At 70.8% G+C, this 21,805-nt stretch carries 16 protein-coding genes and 1 pseudogene; 3 read left to right on the forward strand and 14 right to left on the reverse strand.

From position 1 onward, the window contains the following. Positions 1–93 precede the first annotated feature (93 nt). Positions 94–1,092 carry a GlxA family transcriptional regulator gene (locus AB5J56_RS06875; RefSeq protein WP_369231072.1) on the forward strand — a complete coding sequence of 333 codons (999 nt, stop codon included), beginning with the start codon at positions 94–96 and terminating at the stop codon, positions 1,090–1,092. 21 nt (positions 1,093–1,113) lie between these two features. On the opposite strand, the gene AB5J56_RS06880 is transcribed toward AB5J56_RS06875, so the two are convergent. The 4 genes from AB5J56_RS06880 to AB5J56_RS06895 all read right to left on the reverse strand — a co-directional run bounded on the left by AB5J56_RS06880 (position 1,114) and on the right by AB5J56_RS06895 (position 6,580). Then, complete coding sequence (locus AB5J56_RS06880) at positions 1,114–2,205, reverse strand: hypothetical protein (RefSeq protein WP_369231074.1); 1,092 nt, start codon at positions 2,203–2,205, stop codon at positions 1,114–1,116. Between the two features lie 106 nt (positions 2,206–2,311). Then, entirely contained in the window at positions 2,312–3,172 is an 861-nt protein-coding gene (locus tag AB5J56_RS06885; RefSeq protein ID WP_369231076.1) for an Fpg/Nei family DNA glycosylase, read from the reverse strand. A gap of 47 nt (positions 3,173–3,219) precedes the next feature. Then, positions 3,220–5,295: a SpoIIE family protein phosphatase gene (locus AB5J56_RS06890; protein WP_369231078.1), complete on the reverse strand. Its 2,076-nt coding sequence runs from the start codon at positions 5,293–5,295 to the stop codon at positions 3,220–3,222. A gap of 79 nt (positions 5,296–5,374) precedes the next feature. Beyond that, positions 5,375–6,580, reverse strand: coding sequence for a DUF6777 domain-containing protein (locus AB5J56_RS06895; RefSeq protein WP_369231080.1), 1,206 nt, complete (start codon positions 6,578–6,580; stop codon positions 5,375–5,377). 138 nt (positions 6,581–6,718) lie between these two features. On the opposite strand from AB5J56_RS06895, the gene AB5J56_RS06900 reads away from it, so the two are divergent. After that, on the forward strand, positions 6,719–8,143 hold the full coding sequence (locus tag AB5J56_RS06900; protein WP_369231082.1) for a lipase maturation factor family protein: 1,425 nt from the start codon (positions 6,719–6,721) through the stop codon (positions 8,141–8,143). Here the strand turns inward: AB5J56_RS06900 and AB5J56_RS06905 are convergent. The 4 genes and pseudogenes from AB5J56_RS06905 to AB5J56_RS06920 all read right to left on the reverse strand — a co-directional run bounded on the left by AB5J56_RS06905 (position 8,131) and on the right by AB5J56_RS06920 (position 10,621). Beyond that, a complete protein-coding gene (locus AB5J56_RS06905; protein WP_369231084.1) occupies positions 8,131–8,553 on the reverse strand; it encodes an amidohydrolase in 423 nt (140 codons plus the stop codon). The genes AB5J56_RS06900 and AB5J56_RS06905 overlap by 13 nt on opposite strands. Then, positions 8,538–8,856, reverse strand: a pseudogene (locus AB5J56_RS06910) (L-rhamnose mutarotase). The gene AB5J56_RS06905 and the pseudogene AB5J56_RS06910 overlap by 16 nt, the downstream one beginning before the upstream one ends. After that, the gene (locus AB5J56_RS06915; protein WP_369231086.1) at positions 8,853–9,839 is read right to left on the reverse strand and encodes an aldo/keto reductase; all 987 of its coding nucleotides are present in this window, start codon (positions 9,837–9,839) and stop codon (positions 8,853–8,855) included. Before AB5J56_RS06915 ends, AB5J56_RS06910 begins: the two are co-directional and overlap by 4 nt. Then, positions 9,836–10,621 carry an SDR family NAD(P)-dependent oxidoreductase gene (locus tag AB5J56_RS06920; protein WP_369231088.1) on the reverse strand — a complete coding sequence of 262 codons (786 nt, stop codon included), beginning with the start codon at positions 10,619–10,621 and terminating at the stop codon, positions 9,836–9,838. The genes AB5J56_RS06915 and AB5J56_RS06920 overlap by 4 nt, the downstream gene beginning before the upstream one ends. A 311-nt stretch (positions 10,622–10,932) precedes the next feature. Between AB5J56_RS06920 and AB5J56_RS06925 the strand changes: the two genes are divergently transcribed. Continuing rightward, complete coding sequence (locus tag AB5J56_RS06925) at positions 10,933–11,640, forward strand: FadR/GntR family transcriptional regulator (RefSeq protein WP_369231090.1); 708 nt, start codon at positions 10,933–10,935, stop codon at positions 11,638–11,640. Positions 11,641–12,136: 496 nt separating this feature from the next. On the opposite strand, the gene AB5J56_RS06930 is transcribed toward AB5J56_RS06925, so the two are convergent. The 6 genes from AB5J56_RS06930 to AB5J56_RS06955 form a co-directional block, all read right to left on the reverse strand. Beyond that, positions 12,137–15,160, reverse strand: coding sequence for an alpha-mannosidase (locus AB5J56_RS06930; RefSeq protein WP_369231091.1), 3,024 nt, complete (start codon positions 15,158–15,160; stop codon positions 12,137–12,139). Positions 15,161–15,223: 63 nt separating this feature from the next. Further along, complete coding sequence (locus AB5J56_RS06935; RefSeq protein WP_369231093.1) at positions 15,224–17,218, reverse strand: endo-beta-N-acetylglucosaminidase; 1,995 nt, start codon at positions 17,216–17,218, stop codon at positions 15,224–15,226. A 29-nt stretch (positions 17,219–17,247) separates the two neighbouring features. Further along, positions 17,248–18,480 (reverse strand): glycosyl hydrolase, encoded by a 1,233-nt coding sequence (locus AB5J56_RS06940; protein ID WP_369231095.1) that lies wholly within the window; start codon positions 18,478–18,480, stop codon positions 17,248–17,250. A gap of 59 nt (positions 18,481–18,539) precedes the next feature. Then, entirely contained in the window at positions 18,540–19,457 is a 918-nt protein-coding gene (locus tag AB5J56_RS06945; RefSeq protein ID WP_369231097.1) for a carbohydrate ABC transporter permease, read from the reverse strand. Then, positions 19,454–20,350, reverse strand: coding sequence for a carbohydrate ABC transporter permease (locus AB5J56_RS06950; RefSeq protein WP_369231099.1), 897 nt, complete (start codon positions 20,348–20,350; stop codon positions 19,454–19,456). Before AB5J56_RS06950 ends, AB5J56_RS06945 begins: the two co-directional genes overlap by 4 nt. 8 nt (positions 20,351–20,358) lie before the next feature. Beyond that, positions 20,359–21,651, reverse strand: a complete 1,293-nt coding sequence (locus tag AB5J56_RS06955) for an ABC transporter substrate-binding protein (RefSeq protein WP_369231101.1) — start codon at positions 21,649–21,651, stop codon at positions 20,359–20,361. Positions 21,652–21,805 lie beyond the last annotated feature (154 nt).

Genomic DNA, 21,805 nt, shown 5'->3' on the forward strand with positions numbered 1-21,805 from the left:
TGTCACGTAACTTGCAGATACCGACACCCGGTGAGAATCCCCCCGGGCGCGTCATGCACCACCGTTGCCCCTCTCTCCTGGACGGAGTCGCCCATGCCCACGGCCGGCATCAGCCGTCTCTTCGTCGTTCTCCTCTTCGACGGTGTCGACCTCCTCGATGTCACCGGCCCGCCCGAGGTGTTCGCGCTGCTCCGGCGCGAGTCGGGCGACGCCACCGGCTGCCAAGTGGCCCTGGCCGCCGAAACCATGGACCCCGTCACCACCTCGGCCGGGGTGCGCGTCCTCCCGGACATCACCTTCGAGGAGGCCGCCACGAGGAGCATCGACACGCTGATGGTCCCGGGATCGGTCGCGGTCGACGACCAGCGCTGCGTCCAGGCGCTCGCCGATCCCGGCGTGGTCCGCTGGGTGAAGACGCTCGCCGGCCGGAGTCGGCGCATCGCGTCCGTGTGCGTGGGAGCGCATGTCCTCGCCGCCGCCGGGCTGCTCGACGGCAGACGTGCCACCACCCACTGGTCGACGGCGCAGCAACTCGCCGCCGACCACCCCGCGGTCAAGGTAGACGCGGACCCCATCTTCATCCGCGACGGCCATGTCTGGACCGGCGCCGGCATCACCGCCTGCCTCGATCTGTCGCTCGCCCTGGTCGCCGAGGACTTCGGCGAGGCCGTGGCGCTGCGCGTCGCCCGGCAGCTGGTGATGTATCTGAAGCGGCCCGGCGGGCAGAGCCAGTTCAGCGTCCCGCTGGAGCCCGTATCGACCTCCCGGCGCATGGACGAACTACGGCACCACATCACGCAGCACCTCGCCGATCAGCTCACCGTGGCCGATCTCGCCCAGCAGGCCCACGTGAGCGATCGTCAGCTGACCCGGATCTTCAAGACGGAACTCGGCATGACCCCGGCCGCCTACATCGAGTCGGCCCGGGTCGAAGCGGCCCGGAACCGGCTCGAATCCACGGACGACACCCTCGAACGCGTGGCGTCCGCCTGCGGGTTCAACACGATCGACACGCTGATCCGCGCGTTCCGCCGCAGGCTCGACACGACGCCGACGGAGTACCGCAGCCGGTTCCGGCACTTCGGTCACTGAGGCCGAGGCGGCCCGGTCGGCTCAGGACCGTGTGGCGGTTCCGCAGCCCGCTTCGGCGGCCTCCTTCATGCGCGCGTCCATCGACGTACTCCGGTCGTACGGGTCCACCTCGGGTCCGTCTCCCGAGCCCGTGCGCTCCGCGCTGAACTCGGGGGTGAAGTAGCCGGTGAAGGTGTCGCAGCCGCCGTTGGTGCTGTCGACCTTGTAGGAGACGAGCGAGAAGGTGTCCGGCTCGGTGATCACCTTTGCCGGGTTGTCCCAGCTCATCACGACCTCGCGGCGCACGATGGTGCGTGCGACTTCGTCACTTCCCGCTGCGGCGCGTACGACCGGATAGACGTAGGTGACATCGGTGGTCACCTCGAGCGCACCGCGCTTGCCTTCCCGGAACGTGATCCGTCCGCGTGTCTTGACCACGCTCCCGACCAGGCGCACGTCCGTCTTCTCGAAACGGCTGAACAGCAGCAGAGGGTCGTTCTCCTTGCTGGGCGTGCCGAACGCGGTCCGCAGATAGGTCTTGACGTCCTGCTGGTGCGGATTGATCAACGCGATCGCCGTCTTCGGCCGTTCGCCCTTCAGCACACCGGAATCCAGACTGGACGCGGCAAGGAAGTCGCGGCTCCGATCGAGCGCCTGCGCGACCTGCTTCTTGCTCATCCAGCCGGTCGCCTTCGCGGCGGGCAGGCTGATGCCCGCGGTCCCGTCGGCCCACCGCGCCGCGGGCGAGCCTCTGAACGGCTGCTTCACTGTGGGCAGTTGGGCTGCCGCCTCGGTGGCCGGCGGCTTGTCCGGACGGGCCGACTCCGCGGCGAGCGGCGTACTGTCGCTGTCTCCCCCGCCGAACCAGCCGGTGACCCGCCCCGGATCCAGTGCGACGAACAGCAGGGCGGCCGCGACCAGCAGACCGACCACGTACCAGCCCTTGCCCCGTCGCCGCGGGGCGAGTTGGTAGGTCCGCCCGTCCGCCGGCCGGCCGGGCTCCTCGCGCAGCCGCTGCGCCACCATCCGGGCCCGCGCCGACGGTTCCTCCGGCGCGCCCGGCGTCCCGGCCTCGGCCTCCCGAAGGAAGCGCTCCCACTCCTCGTCCGGTATGGAATCCCCACCCTTGCCCAAGACGCGCTCCCGCCCTTCTCACACATGCGGCCCCTCCCCAGGGCCGGCCCATTGTCCGTGCATCATCACACAGCCATCGAGGGCCACTTGAGCCGCAGACGGACGACTACTTCAGCAGCTTGGACATTCTTCGGTCCGCCAGCGGCTTGCCGCCCGTCTGGCAGGACGGGCAGTACTGCAGCGAGGAGTCGCTGAAGGAGACCTCGCGGATGGTGTCGCCGCAGACCGGGCAGGGCTCGCCCGAGCGGCCGTGCACGCGCAGGCCGCTCTTCTTCTCCGCCTTCAGACGGCCGGCGGCCAGCCCGTGGGAGCGCTCGACGGCCTCGGTGAGCGTGGAGCGCAGCGCCTCGTACAGGCGGTGGGTCTCCTCCGGGGTCAGGGTGGCGGCGAGCTTGAAGGGAGACATCTTGGCGGCGTGCAGGATCTCGTCGCTGTAGGCGTTGCCCACTCCCGCGATCAGGCTCTGGTCGCGCAGCGCGCCCTTCAGCTGACGGCGCTCGCCCTCCAGCAGCCGCGCGAGGCGGGCCTCGTCGAAGTCGGCGGCGAGCGGGTCGGGGCCCAGGCGGGCCACGCCCGCGATCTCGCCCGGGTCATGGACGACGTACACGGCGAGCCGCTTCTGGGTGCCGGCCTCGGTGAGGTCGAAGCCCTCGCCGGTCTCCAGCGCCACGCGCAGGGCGAGCGGGCCCTTGCCGGGGCGGGGCGGGCCGTCGGGCAGGCGGTCCTTCCAGTGCAGCCAGCCCGCGCGGGCCAGATGGGTCACGAAGTGCAGGCCGTCCGCGTCGATGTCGAGGAACTTGCCGTACCGGCGTACGGCGGTGACCTGGCGGCCTTCCAGAGCGGTCACCGGCGGGTCGTACGTCTTCAGGACGCTGATCGCGACGGGCAGCACCCGCACGACCTCGTGGCCGACGAGATGGTCGGCCAGGAAGTCCCTGAGCGCCTCCACCTCGGGCAGTTCCGGCATACGTCCAGAGTGCCATCCGGCACCGACAGCGCCACGCGGAGCAGGAGTCAGTCGCGTCCCGGGACGCCGAACTCGCACCACACGCACTTGCCGCCGCCGCGCGCCTCCACGCCCCAGACGTCGGCGAGCATGTCGACGAGCATCAGTCCGCGCCCGGAGACCCCCGACTCCCCGGCCTCGCGGCGGCGCGGCAGGGCGCTGGAGGAGTCCTCGACGTCGACGCGCAGTCGGCGGGCGGGGCCGGCGAGCACCCGCAGGGTGACGATCGCGGAGCCCTCGGTGTGCATGAGGGCGTTGGTGATCAGTTCGTCGGCGGCCAGTTCGATCTCGTCGGCCCGCTCGCCGGCGCCCCAGGCGCGGACGGCGGCGCGGATCATGTGCCGGGCCTCGGTGAGCGCCTCCGGGTCTCCGGGAGCGACGTGCTGCTGGAGCCGGCCGCCGGACTGTTCGGCGGCGCCCCCTAGGCGGCGCAGGAGCAGCAGCGCGACGTCGTCGTCACCGCCGCGTTCCTCGGCCACGTCGATGAGCCGGTCGGCGAGGTCGCGCACGTCGTCCGGGCCGGTGGCGATGAGATCCCTCAGGGTGTGCATGCCTTCGTCGAGGTCGGCGCCGGGCTGTTCCACCAGGCCGTCGGTGCACAGCAGCAGGGTCTGGCCGGGGTCCAGCTCGACACTGGTGACCGGGTATTCGAGGCGGCCGAACTCGGCGGACAGCCCGAGCGGCAGGCCTCCCTCGACGGGGATGCTGCGGCAGGTCCGGTCGGTGAGCCGTACGAGCGGGTCGATGTGGCCGGCCCGGACCAGTTGCATCACTCCGGTGGCCAGGTCGGCCTCCGCGTACAGGCAGGTCGCGAAGCGTTCGGTGTCTAGCTCGTGCAGGAAGACCGAGGCGCGGGCCATCACGGTGGCGGGGGTGTGGCCCTCGGCGGCGTAGGCGCGCAGCACGATGCGGAGCTGGCCCATGACGGCGGCGGCATGGGTGTCGTGGCCCTGGACGTCGCCGATGACGGCGCCGACGCGGCCGCCGGGCAGCGGGATCAGGTCGTACCAGTCGCCGCCGATGTCCCGGCCGAGGGAGGCGGAGCGGTAGCGGACGGCGACATCGGCGCCGGGCACGCTGGGGATGGTGCGAGGCAGCATGGCTTGCTGGAGGCCCTGGGCGAGGTCCTTCTCCTGCTCGTAGAACATGGCGCGCTGGAGGCTCTGGGCGATGCTGCTGCCGAGTGCTACGAGGACGTTGCGCTCCTCCGGCGAGAAGCCGTGCCGGTCGTTGTAGAGCAGGCCGATCGCGCCGATGGGGCGGGCCTGGGCGATGAGTGGCATGTACGCGGCCGAGGTGATGTTCAGGTCGGTGATGTGCGGCCACAGGTCGGGGTAGGACTCGGCGAACTCCTCCGGCGACTCGATGAAGTGCGGGGCGAGGGTGCGGACGACCTCGTTCATCGGGAAGCGCGCGTCGAGGCGGGTGACGCGGGTGCCGGGCACGTAGCTGTCGGCGGGGCCCGCGGCGACCATGCGGATGCGTCCGGCCTCCAGCAGGCCCATGACCAGGCTCGTCGCGCCGAGGTGGGTGAGTCCGTCGGTGTCGTCCAGGACGTCGATGACGTCCTGGACGGTCCGGGCGTGCGCGAGGGCCGCGGTGGTGATCTGGACGACGCTCGTCTGCTGGCGCCGTACGGCGTCCTGGGCGGCGCGCTCGCGGCGCGCCGAGCTCTCGCTCAGTTCCTGGGTGGCGTCCCGGACGATCCCGATGATGCGGCGCGGGCGCCCGATCTCGTCGCGGCGGATGTAGCCCTGGGTGTGCGTCCAGCGCGGGGAGCCGTCGCGGCAGCGGATGCGGAAGTAGGCGCCGTAGTTCTCGCTGCCGTCCTTGAGAGCCTGGGACACCATGGCGTCGAGGCGGACGGCCTCGCCCGGGGGGACGCGCATGGCCAGGGTCTCGGGGCGGCCGTCGTATTCGTCGGGGCGCACGTCGAAGATCTCGTGGGCCTGGGCGTCCATCTGCATCAGACCGGTGTCCAGGTCCCAGTCGAAGCTGCCCATGCGGTTGAGCGCCAGGATCGGATCCGGGTGGGCCGGCCAGTCGTCCGGGAGTGACAGGGCGCTCGCTCCCCGATCAACCATGGGGCCCACCTTGCCAGGATTCACCCGATTATTCGACTTCTGGGGAGCCCGGTGACGGGCTCCCCGGCCGAGCGGGCGCTCAGCTGTCGAAGACGTCGGTCGGGGTGTCGAAGATGCTGTCCGAGCTGGACGGCTCGTCCGGGATGGCCGTGCCCGTGTCCGGGGCGCTGCGCTCCTGCGAAGGAGTCAGGGAGCTCTCCGGGGGTGTCGTCGGCGGGGCCGTGACAGTGGCGGTGACCGTGGGGCAGTCCGCGGGCTCGTCCGAGCCGCCCGGGGTCGGGGACGAGGGGGTCGGCGAACCCGGAGTCGGGGAACCGGGGGTCGGCGATCCGGTGCTCGGCGTGATGCCGGGTGTGACGGTGACCGTCGCGGTCGGTGTCACGCAGTCGGACGGCGACTCCTCGGGCGAGGAGCTTTCCTCGCTGGGCGAGGCGCTGGAACTGGAGCTGGAGCTGGAGCTGGAGCTGTCCGGGCTCGGGCTCGGCGTCACGACGTCCGGGGGCGGGACGACCACGTCACGGTCACCGTCGTCGCCGATCGGCCGCTCGATCCAGGTGTTGTCGACGATGTTGATGATCGTGATGTTGACGATCACCTTCGGCGCCGGCGTCACCACGATGACCTGCGCGGGGCGGTAGCCGGACCAGGGGCGGCCGTGGGTGCCGGGGTTCACCTGGAGTGCGACGGGCTGCCTCAGCGGGTTTCCGCAGGCGCAGCGCACGCGCGGCACGCCCCGGTTGTCGACGAGGACGGCGGTGCCCACCTGGAGCACCGACTGGAAGCTCGTCGCCCGTCCGTCGCGGAAGCCGTGGTTGGTGACCCGGGTGTCGGCACGCAGCACGACCGAGGTCAGACCGCGCAGAAAGCCGGGGATGTCGGCCTGCGAGATGCCCGAGGCCCCCGCGAAGGCGCGCGCCTTGGCCTGGTCGGAGGTGAGGAAGCGGATCTGCCGTTCGACGTCGCAACTGCCGACGGACTGGGTACCGCCGTAGAGACCGGGGGTGGCGCCCGAGAAGGAACGCACCTCCTGGGTCGTGGCGGAGGAATTGCCGGTGGGCGTCGACTGCGGCGTTCGGGTGACGGGCGGCGGGGTCGCGGTGGAGGTGGCGGTGGAGTCGGTGAAGGGGTCGGGGCCCTGGGCCGCGGCCGGCTGGAGGAAGAGTTCGCCGGTCGATGTGCCGGACGCCTTGGCCGTGCCGCCGTCGCTGTCGCCGCCGCAGCCGGCGACAAGGAGCGCCGCCGAAAGCGTGCAGGCCGCGAGGAAAGTTCTGGTGGGTATGCGCACCACGTTCTCCCGTCCGTCCCGGGCAGTTTGTCGATCATTCCGGGCAGTTCGTCCACCATTGTCTGCGTCACCCGGTTGGGTCACGCAAGCGGAGACAGTCACTTAGCGTCACAATGGAGAGGAGAGGAGCTGGCTGAGGTGGGCTGGTTCGCAGCATCCGAGTACTGGCTGAGCCGCATGGTCTTCCAGCGGGCTCTGGCCACCGTCTACCTCGTCGCGTTCCTGGGCGCGGCGCTGCAGTTCCGTGCGCTGCTCGGGGAGCGCGGCATGCTCCCGATCCCCCGCTTCGTGGCGCTGGTGCCGTTCCGCCGGGCACCCAGCGTGTTCCATCTGCACTACTCCGACCGGTTCTTCGCGGCGTGGGCATGGACGGGCTGCGCGGTGTCGGCGGCGCTCATCGCGGGCGTCGACCGGCAACTCCCGCTCTGGGGCTGCATGTTGCTGTGGCTGGTCCCGTGGGCGCTGTATCTGTCGATCGTGAACGTCGGCCAGACCTGGTACTCGTTCGGCTGGGAGTCGCTGCTGCTCGAGGTCGGATTCCTGGCCGTCTTCCTGGGCAATGACGAGGTCGCGCCGCCGGTCGTGGTCCTCTTCCTGTTGCGCTGGCTGCTGTTCCGCGTCGAGTTCGGTGCCGGGCTGATCAAGATGCGCGGCGACGCGTGCTGGCGCACGCTCACCTGCCTCGACTACCACCACCAGACGCAGCCGATGCCGGGCCCGCTGAGCTGGTTCTTCCACCACCTGCCCAGGCCGCTGCACCGGGTGGAGGTCGCAGCCAACCACGTCACCCAACTGGTCGTGCCCGTCCTGCTGTTCACCCCCCGGCCGATCGCGACCGCCGCCGCGTCGCTGATGATCCTGACGCAGCTGTGGCTGGTCCTGTCCGGCAACTTCGCCTGGCTGAACTGGGTCACGATCGTGGTGGCCCTCTCTGTCGTCGAGTTCCCCACCACGCCCCCGGACGTCGCCGGCCCACCGCTCTGGTACGAGATCGTGGTCCTGGCCGTGGCCACGGGGCTGGTGGCCCTCAGCTACCGGCCCGCACGCAACCTGGTCTCCCCGCGCCAGGTCATGAACCGCTCCTTCGACCCGCTCCATCTGGTCAACACCTACGGCGCGTTCGGCAGCGTCAGCCGGTTGCGCCACGAGGTGGTGATCGAGGGCACGGCGGACGAGGTGCCACGCGAGGAGTCGGACTGGCGGGAGTACGAGTTCAAGGGCAAGCCGGGCGATGTACGGCACTGGCCGCGGCAGTTCGCGCCGTACCATCTGCGCCTCGACTGGCTGATGTGGTTCGTGGGGCTCTCCCCCTCGTACGCCGGGGCCTGGTTCACGGGCCTGGTGGAACGGCTCCTGGAGAACGACCGCGACACGCTGCGGCTGCTGCGCAGCTCGCCGTTCCCGCCGGACGCGCCGCCCCGGTACGTCCGCGCCCGCCTCTACCGCTACCGCTACACGACCTGGCGCGAGCTGCGGGAGACGGGCGCGTGCTGGGAGCGGACGTACGTGCGGGAGTTCATGCCGCCGACACGGCTGGACCGCCCGGTGACTCAGAGCTGGTAAACGCGCGTTGCCGTCCCCGTCAGCACGGCCTCGCACCCGGTCGCATCGAGTTCACGGATCAACTCGTGTGCGGTGTCGATGACTTGGGCGTACGACGCTGCCAGCGTGCACACCGGCCAGTCGGAGCCGAACATCAGCCGGTCGGGCCCGAAGGCGTCCAGGACCGTGTCGGCGTACGGGCGCAGGTCGTCGAGCACGAGGGCGAGGAACTCCGGGGTCTCCTCGGCGACGGTGACGGTCTGCACGAGGACCGTGCGGTCGACCCCGGCGGCGCGCGCTTCCGGTTCGAGGTCGGTGACGGCGAAGTTCCTTCGCAGCGGCCGGAGTTCGGGACCGGTGATCCAGTCCTGGTCGCGGACGGAGAGGTCCCACACGTGGTGGTGGGCGTCGACGGTCACGGCAGCTCCCATACGACGGGCAGGCCCGCGGCGGCTCCGTCGCCGGAGTAGTCGTGCACGACGTCGAGGAGTTCGGCCATGCGGGCCTGCCAGGCGATGTCGACCGGCAACTCCGCCAGGGCGGCCGGCAGCCGCGCGTCGTCCTCGCACTTCAGGACATGGAGGAGGTCGGTCCCTCCCCCACCGCCAGATCGTCCAGGAAGTGGCTCCGGCGGCGCGGATGGCCTCGGTCAGCTCGGCGGGGACCTCGCGGTGCGCGGCCTCGTACGCCGCGACGCGGTCGGCACGGACCTTGGTGTGCAGGGCGACTCTCATGACGGCTCCCGGGCGGGTACGGGGGCGTCGGCGGGCAGGAGCTTCGCCTCGCGCAGCTCCTGCCAGAAGGCCGGAGGCACTCGGTCGGCGAACTGCTCGGCGCAGTCACGGACTTCGGCAGCAGAGCGGGCGCCGACGAGGACGCTCGCCACCGCCGGATGGGCCGCACAGAAGGCTAGGGCGGCAGCGCGCAGGGAGGTGCCGTGTCGTTCGGCGATCGCCTTGAGCAGCAGCGCCCGGTCTAGCAACTCCGCCGGCGTGGTCGCATAGTTGTACGTCGCTCCAGCACGAGGATCCGCCAGCAGGCCCGAGTTGAAGGCGCCGCCGATCACGACGGACACACCGCGCTCGACGGCGGCGGGCAGCAGCTCGGCCAGGGCGCGCTGATCGAGCAGGGTGTACCGGCCGGCGCACAGCACCACGTCGACGTCCGTGTCGCGGACGAACCGGGTGAGCATCTCCGCCTGGTTCATTCCGACGCCGATCGCGCCGACCAGGCCTTCGCTCCGCATGTCCTCCAGTTCTGGATAAGCCTCTCGGAAGGCCTGCTCGGCATGGTCGTCGGGGTCGTGCAGGTACACGATGTCTACGCGCTCCAGGCCGAGGCGTCGCAGGCTCTCCTCCAGGGAGCGACGCACCCCGTAGGCGCTGAAGTCCCAGACACGGTGATGAGCCGCGGACACAGCGAACCCGTTCGCAAGGTCGTCCCGGTCCTCGAACGTGGGCTCGAGAAGCCGCCCCACCTTCGTGGAGAGCGTGTACGCATCGCGAGGGTGGTTGCGCAACACTTCGCCCAGCCGGTACTCGGACAGGCCGAGCCCGTAGTGCGGCGCTGTGTCGAAGTAGCGGATGCCGGCGTCCCAGGCGGCTTCCACGGCGGCGTACGCATCCTCGTCACTCACCTCGGTGAAGAGGTTGCCGATGCCGGCGGCGCCAAACGACAGCGGACTGACCTCGACGCCGCTGCGGCCGAGGGTGTTCACCGGCCCGCCGGGCGCAGCCGCAGACCCTGCATGCCGCCGTCGACGGCGAGGGCGGTGCCGGTGGTGGCGCCGGAGAGGGGGCTCGCCAAATAGGCGATGGCGCCCGCGACTTCGGATGCCGAGACCAGGCGGCCGGCGGGCTGTCGGGCCTCCAGCGCGGCGCGCTCGGCGGCCGGGTCGGAGGCGGCGCCGAGGAGGCGGCCGACCCAAGGAGTGTCCACCGTGCCGGGGTTGACGCAGTTGACGCGGATGCCCTCGCGGACGTGGTCGGCGGCCATGGCGAGGGTGAGGGAGAGGACGGCGCCCTTCGAGGCGGAGTACAGGGCGCGTTGGGGCAGGCCCGCGGTGGCGGCGATGGAGCAGGTGTTGACGACTGCCGCGTACGCGGAGGTCCGGAGGTGGGGCAGGGCGGCGCGGGTGACGCGGACCATGCCGAGGACGTTGACGTCCAGGACGCGGTGCCACTGCTCGTCGTCGTTGTCCTCGATGGTGCCCTGGGCGCCGATGCCCGCGTTGTTGATCACGATGTCGAGTCCGCCGAGGTCGGCGACGGCCGCGGCAACCGCTTCGCGCACGGAGGCGTCGTCGCAGACGTCGGCGCGGTGGCCGAGGAGCGGCTTCTCGACCGACGAGGGGTCCAGGTCGAGGACCGCGACCTGGGCGCCTCGGGCGGCGAGGAGGTCGGCGGTCGCGCGGCCGATGCCGGAGGCGCCGCCCGTCACGAGCGCCTTGAGGCCTGCGAAGTCCTGCGCCCCGCCTGCCGGTTCCTGGGGTTCCGTCATACCGCTTCGCCCTTCCGGTCGGTGAGTTCCTGTTGCGGGAGGTCGGCGGCCCGGAAGCCGCCGCCGGGGGTGGTGCGAGTGGGGGGCGGGGACACGGAGGGCCTTTCGGTCGGTGGCGCAGGATCCTCGGTGAGTAGGTGCCCGGTGAGTGGCTGCTGGGCGAGTGGCTGCTGGGCGCGCGAACGAATATTTATCAGACCACTTTGCTCTCCCGACAGGCCTTCGCAGGGAGTTTCCGCGTTCTTTGGCCATGGTGGTCGGACCACTCGGCTCGTTAGGCTGCGGCGCACCGGGCGACAGGAGGAAGCGGCGTGGACGAAACGGCCCCGTACAAGGGCACGGTGACGCAGCGCGGCATCGAGCGGATCAAGCAGATGATCGGCGAAGGCCGACTGGAGCCCGGGCAGCGGCTGCCCACCGAGCGTGATCTCGCGACCCAGCTGGGCATGTCGCGCAGTTCGGTGCGCGAGGCGATCCGCGCGCTCACGGTCCTCGGTGTGCTGGAGGCGCGGCACGGATCGGGCATCTACGTCACGCAGTTGCAGGCCGGCGACCTGCTGGAGACCTTCGGGGTCGTGGCCGATCTGTCGCGCGGGCCGCGCCTGGTGGAGCTGCTCGAAGTGCGCCGGGTCCTGGAGTCGACGGCGACCGCGCTGGCGGCCGCCCGGATCACGGCCGAGCAGCTCGTCGACGTAGGGAAGCATCTGACCGCGATGAACGCGACGGACGACCCGGAGGAGATCCTCGCGCATGACCTGGCGTTCCACCGCGCCATCGTGGCCGCCGCGGGCAACGAGACGATGACGGCGATCCTGGACGGCCTGTCCTCGCGCACCTTCCGCGCCCGGGTCTGGCGCGGCTACCAGGAGGAGGGCGCCTTCGCCCGCACCCGCCGCGAGCACGCGGCGATCCACCGCGCGCTGGCCGCCCGCGATCCGGAGGCGGCGCGGGTGGCCGCCGCCGCGCACGTGGGCGAGGTGGAGGAGTGGCTCCGGACGCAGCTCGACGGTGAGGGCTGAGCCGGGCCGGGAGCAGTCACCGGCCGGACCGCTCGCCGCCCCGCTCGCCGCAGTGGGCACGGAGCCGTCGGGTCAGGTGGTCTGTCGGCTCGCGTCGGCGAGGACTCCGACCGCCTCGCCCACGCGCCGCATCCTCGCCTTGCGGGGGCGGCTGGAGAACGCGACCCTCGCCCCGGTCACCCGGGCCTTGATCCAGAAGAACAGCCCCAGGAGGCAGCCGAGGTGTTCGTCGGCCTCAGTACGGCGACGACGGCTGCCGCACAGGCGCCGCCATCACCAGGAACCACCCGGGAACCCACCGCCCCCGCGCCGCCGCATGCCCCGTACCGCCATCATGTGCACCAAGAGACACGGGACCGCTACCCTCCGGGCCGGTGAGCCGATGAGAGTTGCCAGAACGCCACACACTTTCCAGTCGGGAAAGTTCCCTGTGGGATTCACACATTCGCAGGGAACGCCCGCCTACGTGTGCGACCGTGGCCGCCCCTCCGCTCTCTCAGGCCCGTGCCAGCCGCAGGGTCACCAGCTCGAAGGGCCGCAGCCGCAGGGTCACCCGGTCGCCGTCGCGCTGCGGTGCCACCGCGTCCGCGAGCGGGCGTTCCAGCAGGTCCGTCACCGTGACGGCCGCGACCTCGAAGCCCGCGGTGAGCGTGGCCCGGGTGCGTCCGCCTCGTGACTCGTGGAAGCGGACGACCACGTCGCCGCTGCCGTCGTCGGCCAGCTTCACGGCGGTGACGACGACCGCGTCCTGCTCGACGCTCACCAGGGGTGCGACCGACGGAGCCCCGCCGGTCACCGTGCGCTCCGGCAGGTTGATCCGCCAGCCCTCACGCACCGCGTCGCCGATCCCGGCACCGGGTACCAGCGCGTGCCGGAAGCGGTGGACGCCCTGGTCGGTCTCGGGGTCCGGGAAGCGCGGGGCACGCAGCAGCGATACGCGGACCGTGGTGGTCGTACCGCCGTCACCGTCGCTGCGTACGGCACGGGTCACGTCGTGGCCGTACGTCGAGTCGTTGACGACCGCGACGCCCCAGCCCGGCTCCTCGATGTGCACGAACCGGTGGTTGCAGGCCTCGAACTTGGCGGCCTCCCAGGACGTGTTGGTGTGGGTCGGCCGGTGGAAGTGCCCGAACTGGGTCTCGGACGCGTACCGTTCGGCGTGCACGTCGAGCGGGAATGCGAGCTTGAGGAACTTCTCCGTCTCGTGCCAGTCGACCTCGGTGTCGAGGGTGAGCCGCCGCTCCCCCGGGGCGAGGGACAACACCTGGGTGACGCGCGAGGCGCCGAAGGTCCGTACGACGCGGACCGACACGCCGTCGCCGACGGGTACGACCTCGTCGGCGTCGACCAGGTCGGTGCCCGTGTTCCGGTAGAACTCGTCGACGTCCCAGGCGTCCCACATGTTCGGGAAGTCGGGGTGAAGTTGGAGGAGGTTCGCGGCGCGTCCCGGGGCGACGGTCTCCCGGTCGGCCTCGATGTCGTAGACGGAGACGACGAGCCCGCGCCCGTCGATCTCGATCCGCAGCAGACCGTTGTCCAGCACATGGCCCCCGGCCGCCGTCGACGAAAGCGACACGGCGCCGGCGACGACGGCGGTGGCGGCGCCGCCCGCCGGGACTCCGCTGCGGCCGTGCGGGGCGGAGTTGAAGACCAGTTCCGTGGTCCCCTCCCCCGCCAGGGCCCGCTGGGCCGCGTCGATGATCGCGTTCAGTTCCCCGGCGACCCGCGCGTAGGTCCTGCGGGCCTCCCGGTGCACCCAGGCGATGGACGAGCCGGGCAGGATGTCGTGGAACTGGTGGAGCAGCACCGTCTTCCAGATACGGTCCAACTCCTCGTAGGGATAGAGGAATCCGGTGCGTACGGCCGCGGTCGCCGCCCACAGTTCCGCCTCGCGCAGCAGGTGCTCGCTGCGGCGGTTGCCCTGCTTGGTCCCGGCCTGGCTGGTGAGGGTGGCGCGGTGCAGTTCGAGGTACAACTCCCCCACCCAGACGGGCGGGTTGGGGTATTCGGCCTCGGCCTTCTTGAAGAACTCCTCGGGCGTCTCCCAGGCCACCGTGGCGGAGCCTTCGAGGTCGCGCAGGCGGCCCGCCTTGGCGATCATCTCGCGCGTCGTGCCGCCGCCTCCGTCGCCCCAGCCGGTGGGCGCGAGGGAGTGCCGGGCGGCGCCCTTGTCCTTGAAGTTCCGTGCCGCGTGGGCGATTTCGCTGCCCTTCATGGAGCAGTTGTAGGTGTCGACGGGCGGGAAGTGGGTGAAGATCCGGGTGCCGTCGACGCCCTCCCACTGGAAGGTGTGGTGCGGGAACTTGTTGGTCTGGGACCACGAGATCTTCTGCGTGAGCAGCCACTTGGAGCCCGCCGCCTTGATGATCTGCGGCAGCCCGGCGGCGAAGCCGAAGGTGTCGGGCAGCCAGGCCTCCTCGTTCTCGATGCCGAACTCGTCGAGGAAGAACCGCTTGCCGTGCACGAACTGACGGGCCATCGCCTCCGAGCCGGGCATGTTCGTGTCCGACTCGACCCACATGCCGCCCGCGGGCACGAACCGCCCGTCGGCGACCGCCTTCTTGACCCGCGCCCATACCTCGGGCCGGTGCTCCTTGACCCACGCCCACTGCTGGGCCTGGGACATGGCGAAGACGAAGTCGGGCTCGTCGTCGAGGAGGGCCGTCATGTTGGAGGTGGTCCGAGCGACCTTGCGGACCGTCTCGCGCAGCGGCCACAGCCAGGCCGAGTCGATGTGCGCGTGCCCGACGGCGCTGATGCGGTGCGCGGAGGGGACCGCGGGTTCGGCGAGCACGCTTGCGAGGTGCGAACGCGCGGCAGCAGCGGTGCCGCCCACGTCCTGGAGGTCGACCGCGTCGAGCGCGCGCTCCACGGCGCGCAGGATGTCCCAGCGCCGCGCGCCCTCGACCGGCAGCTCGGCCATCAGCTCGCCCAGCACCTCCAGGTCGATGACGAGCTGCCACACGCTCTCGTCGAAGATCGCGAGGTCCATGCGGGCGAGGGTGTACTGCGGCTCGTCGCCCGCCGTCTCCTTGTCGCCCAACTGCGTGGGCAGGAAGGGGTGGTAGTCGAGGATGACGGGGTTGGAGGCGGCCTCGATGTGCAGCCGGACCTCTTCGCCGCCCTCGACCGGGGCGCCGATGCGCACCCACTGGTTGCGCGGGTTGAGGCCCTTCACCGGGGTGCCGTCGGGCCGGTAGACGAGGCCCTCACACTGGAAGCCGGGCATGTTCTCGTCGAAGCCGAGGTCGAGGATCGCCTCGACGGTCCTCCCCGCCCAGGCCTCGGGGACGGTTCCGGTGACGCGGAACCAGCTGGTGCCCCACGGAGCACCCCAGCGCGCGCCGACCGCGATCGTCTCGGGTGCGGCGGCGAGCCCTTCGGCGACCGGCACCGGCTCGCCTGGGGCGTTCCACACCGCGACATCCAGCGGCACGGACTCGGGGTACACGGCGGGGCGGATGCGCTCGTCGAGGACGCGCCGGAGGCGGGCTTCGACCAGGGTGCGGTCGTCATGCATGAGGTGCTCCGTGAGGTGAGGGTGCGGGCTACCGGATGTGGGGGCCGGATACGGACGGGCGGGCTACCAGGTGTGCGTGGTCGTAGCTGCGGTCGACACGGTGAACAGCTCCCCGACCGCGCGCAGTTCGAACCCTGCGGCGCTCTCGCCCGGCTCGGGGACGAGACCGCCGACGTAGAAGGCGCGCTGGCAGGTGCCGCCGAGGAAGCGGCGCCTGCCGTCCGGGAGCACGCGGTGCAGCTCGTAGTGGCGTACGGCACCGGGGGCGGCCGGCCACGCGAAGCGCAGGTTGCCGCCGTCGGCGTCGGTGATGCGCAGCTCGGCGGGGGCGGCGGGGGTCACCGTCGCGTCCCGCACGGCGAGGCCGCCGAGCCGCCAGCGCGCCTGCCCACCGCTGCCGGTGAGCCGAACGGCCAGCGTGCGCACCGTGCCGGAGAGGCCGGTCAGCGGCACGGTGGTGGTCTGCCACCCGTTGCTGGTGGCGACCGGGAAGTAGGTGTACGACGGCGCCTGTCCCGGTGCGCTCGGGTCGGCGGTGGCGATCGCCAGCTCGACCCGGGCGCTTCCCGCGTCGACCCGATGGGTCAGCTCCACGACCGTCTCGGGACGGATGGGCAGCCTCGTCGCGTACAGGTCCAGTGTGGCGGGCGCGTCGAGGGCACCGGAGATGAGGAGGCTGCTGCCACCGCGCCAGGCGTCCGCGAAGTCGAAGGCCACGGTGGGGCGTTGGCCCGTGGTGCGCACGACCCAGCGGCGGGAGGGCAGCCGGTCCTGGAGGCCGAGGTGGTTCCAGCCGGAGTCGGAGGTGACCTCGCCATTCTCGTACCACTTCAGGCCGTGGCCGGTGTTGAAGACGGTCGCGAAGGGGACGGAGGTGACCGTCGACCGGTCGGCGACCGATACAGCCGGGGCGCGCCAGCGGGCGTTCGGGTCGGGTGCCGACGGGTCGAGCGAGGCACCGGTCCAGAACTGGTCGTCGGCGGTGTGGAAGTCGCCGGGGGTGCGGCTCGCGGGCAGGTGGTTGCGGGTCCATTCGGGCCGGTAGAAACCGAGGGAGGTGACGTGCGCCTTGGTGGTCGGCACGATGGCGTCCCAGTTGACGGAGGTGCTTGTGCCGTTCGACTCGACGTCGACGCCTGCCCACAACTCGTAGCAGCTGCGGCCGAGTTGCTGGGCCTGTCTGCCGGAGGTGGCCAGCGAGCCGGCCGTCCAGCGGAAGTCGAGGAACATGGAGTCGGCGGCCTGGAAGAACGTCTTGTTCTGGTTGTTCAGGGCCCCCTGCCAGCTCACCGAGCCGTTCACGGTCATCGCGTCGTACCAGGTGACGCGCTGCCCGCGGGCCGCGCCGAGCGCCTTGAGCTCCTTCAGGAAGCCGAGCATGTCGGTGGCGAGCACGGAGTTCCCGCCGCCGGTCTCGGCGTTGACGAACCAGCCGTCGAAGCCGTACGCGGCGGCGACCGCGACCAGTTGCGCGGCGAGCGGGTAGTGCCCGGCGGAGTCCTTCTGTACCAGGTCGCGGGTCCACTGGAGTTGACCGCCGTAGGCGGCCGGCGGAAGGAAGATGTTGCCGAGGACGGGCACTCCGTGGCGGTGGGCGGAGTCCACGATCGGCGCGTTGGGCGCGAGGACGATGCCCTCGCCCGACGAGCCGCCCCAGAAGACGAGTTCGTCGAGATACGCCCAGTGGGTGAGGGCGTAGTAGTCGGCGGTGGCGGCCCCCTGCGCGGGGTTGCTCGACGTGGGGCCGAAGGAGACGAGGGACTGGACGCGCGCCTGGCCGCTGCGGGCCGTGGTGTTCGCCGGTGTCGGGGTGAAGCGGGCGGCGAGCGGCACGGACGCGGCGTTGAAGGCCAGGTCCGCGTCCGTCTCGGCGCGCCACGCCTTGAGGCTGCGCCAGGTGATGCCGGTGCCCGGGGTGCCGGAGGGCAGGGAGTCGGGGTACCAGTAGGAGGCGTACGGCTGGAGGTCGCGGGTGGCGGCCGTGGCGGCGGCGGGCAGCGCGGGGGTGAGCGCTGCCGAGGCCGCGGCGAGCAGGACGGTGCGTCTGCTGAGGTTCACGGTGTGCTCCGTATCGTGGTGGGGACGGGCTACTCGGTGACCTGGTGCGGGGTGACGACTTCGGTGATGCCGCGGGCCGCGAGGTGCTCCTTGTCGTCGGCGCGGTCCGCGAGGACGGTGGTGGGGCGGGCGCCGTCGGCGGTGAGCCGGGCGAAGGCCTCGAAGACGGGGCCGCCGGGGGCGCAGACGGAGCGGCCCGGCGCGGTGTCCACGACCAGGGCGGTGGTCCGGGGCTTGGGCGCGTGCGGCCGCCGCTCCCCGACGATCCGGGCGAGGGTCTCCCCGGCGGGCTTGGTCCGCCGGTCGTTGGTCAACAGGCCCAGCCCGTATTCGAGTTCGGGGAAGTCGGCGAGATCGCGGCTGACGTCGTGCGAGCACCACCAGGTGATGCCCCACAGGTCCGGGCAGTCCAGGACGTTGGTGACGGTCGCCTCCGTGAAGGCGGCGGCGTGCTCGGCCGGGATCAGCGGGGCGGGCGCGCCGACCTCCTGGAGCCAGACCGGGCGGTGCGGGTCGTCCGCCCAGGCCTTGGAGAGTTCGACGAGGTAGGCGGCGTGGTGCTCGGTGGCCGTGCCGGTGCGGCCGTGGCGCTGGGCGGTGCCGTTGAACACCCAGGAGTGCACGGCGGTGAGCGCGCCGAGCCGGGCCGAGTGGGCGGGTGTGAACGGCTGGTCGTCCTGGTACCAGGCGGCGTCGTAGGAGGCGTGCAGGTGCAGCTTGCCGGGGGCGCCCTCCTCGCAGGCGGCGAGCAGGCGCCGAAGCCATGCCTCCGCCTGCTCGGGTGTGATGCGGTCGGGGTCGGGGTGCGGCCCGGCCGCGAACTGGTTGACCTCGTTGCCGAGCGTCATGCCGATGAAGTTCGGCCGGTCGGCGAGCGCGGCGGCGAGCGTGCGCAGGTAGGACGCCTCGCCCTCGACCACCTCCGGGTTGGTGAAGAGGCTGCGCCGGTGCCAGGTCCGCGTCCACGCGGGCAGGAAGTCGAAGCTTGACAAGTGCCCTTGCAAGCCGTCCACGTTGACGTCGAGGCCGCGCTCGGCGGCGGCGTCGGCGAGCGCGACGAGCTGCTCGACCGCGCGAGGGCGGATCAGAGTGCGGTTCGGCTGGAAGTACGGCCACAGCGGGAAGACCCGGATGTGATCGAGGCCGAGCCGCGCGATGGAGTCGAGGTCGGCCCGGACGGCGTCGAGGTCGAAGTCGAGCCAGTGGTGGAACCACCCTTCGCTGGGGGTGTAGTTGACGCCGAAGCGCACGGCAGAAGTCATGCGGATTCCTTGGAGCAGCGGAGGTGCGGTGCTGTGGGGGTGCGGTGGGGGTGGGGAGCTCAGCCCTTGACCGCGCCCTCGCCCACGCCGCGGAAGAAGTACCGCTGGAGGCAGGCGAAGAGGGCGATGAGCGGCGCCACGGCGATGATCGTGCCCGCGGCGACGAGCCGTTCGTCGTTGGCGAAGGTCCCGTGCAGATAGTTGAGGCCGATGGTGAGGGTGAACTTCGACGGGTCGCTGAGCGCGATGAGCGGCCACAGGAAGTCGTCCCAGGCGCCCATGAACGCGAAGATCGCGACGACGGCAAGGGTGCCCTTCACCGACGGCAGGGCGATCCTGAGGAACCGCTGCCAGGCGTTCGCGCCGTCGACGAAGGCCGCCTCCTCGATCTCGTAGGGCAGGTTGAGGAAGGCGTTGCGCATCAGCAGCACGTTCATGGCGCTCACGCAGCCCGGCAGCACCACGCCGATGAGCGTGTTGTTCAGGCCCAGCTCCCGCATCGTCGTGAACTGGGCGATGATGATGCTCTCGGCGGGGACCAGCATCGCGAGGATGAAGACCAGCGTGGCCACCTTGCGGCCGCGGTAGCGCAGCCGGGCCAGGGCGTAGCCGGCGAGCGCGGCGCCCACGCAGTTGGTGACGACGTTGCCGACGGCGACCTTCAGCGAGTTGAGGGCGTAGTCCCACACGGGGATGGTGTCGGCGACCCGCCGGTAGTTGTGCAGGGTCGGGTCGCCCGGCAGGAACTTGGGCGGCGAGCTGAAGATATCCTCGGTCGGGCCCTTCAGCGAGGTGGACAGCTGCCACAGGAACGGGCCGACGGTCAGCGCGAGGACGGCGAGCAACAGCAGGTAGCGCAGGGCGAGTTCCCACACGCGGATACGGCGGCCGTGCTCGTCGGTGATCCGGCGGCGGCCCTTTCGCTGTCGCGTGGTCGCCGGAGGCTCGGCGGGGCGGACCTTCTCCAGGACGCTCACGTCTCCTCCTTCCGGTCGGCGCGCAGCACGAGCAGCATCAGAACCACGGTCACGACGAAGACGACGACGGAGATGGCCGAGGCGTAGCCGACCCGGCCGGTCAGGCCGGTGCCGGTGCGCTGGACGAGCATGACGAGGGTGGTGTCCTCGCCGGCCGGTCCGCCGTCGGGCCCCGCCATCAGGTAGACCTCGGAGAACACCTTGAAGGCGGAGACCGAGGAGAGCGCGCCGACCAGGACCATCGTCGAGCGAACGGCGGGCACGGTGACCGTGAAGAAGCGGCGCACCGGGCCCGCGCCGTCCACCGAGGCGGCCTCGTGCAGTTCGCGCGGCACGTTCGCGAGCGCGGCCAGGTAAATGATCATGTAGTAGCCGAGGCCTCTCCAGACCGTGACGGCCATGGCGCTCAGCAGGAGCAGCCACTGGTCGCTGAGGAAGCCGACCCTGCCGACCCCGATCGCCTCCAACACCGCGTTCACCAGACCACGTTCGTCGAGCAGCCACACCCAGATCAGGCCGACCACCACGATGGAGGCGACCACCGGGGTGTAGAAGGCCGAGCGGAAGAAGGTGATGCCGGGGATGTTCTTCTGGACCAGCAGCGCAAGCAGCAGCGGGAGCAGAACTAGCGCGGGGACGACCCCGAGGACGTACAGCGTGCTGTTGCGCAGCCCGATCCAGAACATCTCGTCGTGCAGCAGCTCACGGAAGTTGGCCAGTCCCACGAACTCGCCGGGGATCAGGGTCCGCCGATCGGTGAAGGAGTTGACCACGGTCGAGACGAACGGATAAAGGATGAACACGCCCACGACCAGAAAGCCGGGCGCGGCGAACAGCCAGGGGCTGGTGGGCAGTTGGCGCCGTACACGGGCGGTGCTGGAGGAACTCGCCATGGCTGCGCTCAGCCCTGCTGCTTGAGCAGCGTGTCGCACGCCTTGACAGCGTTGTCAAGAGCCGACTTGGGGCTCTCCTTGCCCTGCAGCGCCTTGGCGACCTCGTTGCGCAGCGCGGTCTTCATCTGCTCGCTGAACAGCACGGGGGTGTAATTGACCGCGTTCTTCAGGGACTTGGCGGCGGCGATCCGCACCCTTGTCTCGTCGGTGCCGTCCTCCTTGGTGAAGTACGGGTCGTCCAGCGATCCGGCGGTGCTCGGGAAGATCGCCACCTTCTTGGCGAACGACATCTGGTTCTGCGCGTCGGTGACGTAGTGCGCGAAGGCGACCGAGGCGGGGGTGTGCTTGGTGCGCGAGTTGACCATCACGCCCATGACGTACATGTTCACCTTGCCGGTGCTGGTGATCTGGTCCGTGATCCCGATGTTCTTGTACAGGTTGGGCGCCTGCTTCTTGAAGTTGCCGAGGTCCAGGGCGCTGCCCGGGTTCATGGCGACGGCCTCGGTGAGGAACTTCTTGCCGGACGACTCCGGCGTCGCGGTCAGTGCCTGCGGGTCGAGCGCCTTGGCGTCGTACAACTCCTTGTATCTGGTGAGGAGTTCGACTCCCTTGGCGTCGTTGAAGGCGAAGCCGGTGCCCTCCTTGCTCATCAGCTCGACGCCGTAGCGGCCGAAGTCCTCGATGGTGGGCACGTTCGCGAGGGTGGCGACCTTGCCGTCGCTCTTCTTCGCCAACTGCAGGGCGTCGGCGAAGAGTTCGTCGTACGTCGTCGGCGGCTTGGCGGCGTCGAATCCGGCCTTCTCGAAGAGGGACTTGTTGTAGAAGAGCGGGCCGGTGTTCAGATACCAGGGGAAGGCGTACGTCCCGGTCATGCCCGGTATCTGATGGCTGGCCCAGGCGCCGTCCAGGTACTCCTTCCTGTACTTGGCGGCCGACTTGTCGAGGTCGAGGGCGAGTCCGGCCTTGGCGAGCGGGGCGACCAGGTCCGGGGAGACGTTGACGACGTCGGGCAGGGTGCCACCGGCCGCGTCCGCGCTGATCTTGTCGGCGTAGCCCTCGGCGGGCTGGTCGACCCACTTCACGTGGGTGCCGGGGTACTTCTTCTCGAAGCCGTCGATCAGACCCTCGAAGTACGGCTTGAAGTTGGCGCGGAGATTCCAGGTCTGGAAGGTGATGTCGCCCTCGACCTTGCCGGAGGCGTCGGTCGAGCCGGCGCCGTCGTCGCCGGAGCCGCAGGAACTCAGCGGCAGGACGACGGCAACGGCGGCAGCGGCGGCGAGAGTTCTGCGGGAGATGCGCACGGATGGGGCTCCTCTGCAGCGGGGGAACGGGTGCCGTCGCAGACCTTGCAGGCTCGCCCCTTTCGAAGTCAATGGATTCGTCGGAGCTAAATTCTTTAGTGCAGTGAAACCACAGGTCAGAAAGCTCTTACTCACCACTTGTGGCTGATAACTA

Source organism: Streptomyces sp. R21 (assembly GCF_041051975.1).
Lineage (GTDB): Bacteria > Actinomycetota > Actinomycetes > Streptomycetales > Streptomycetaceae > Streptomyces.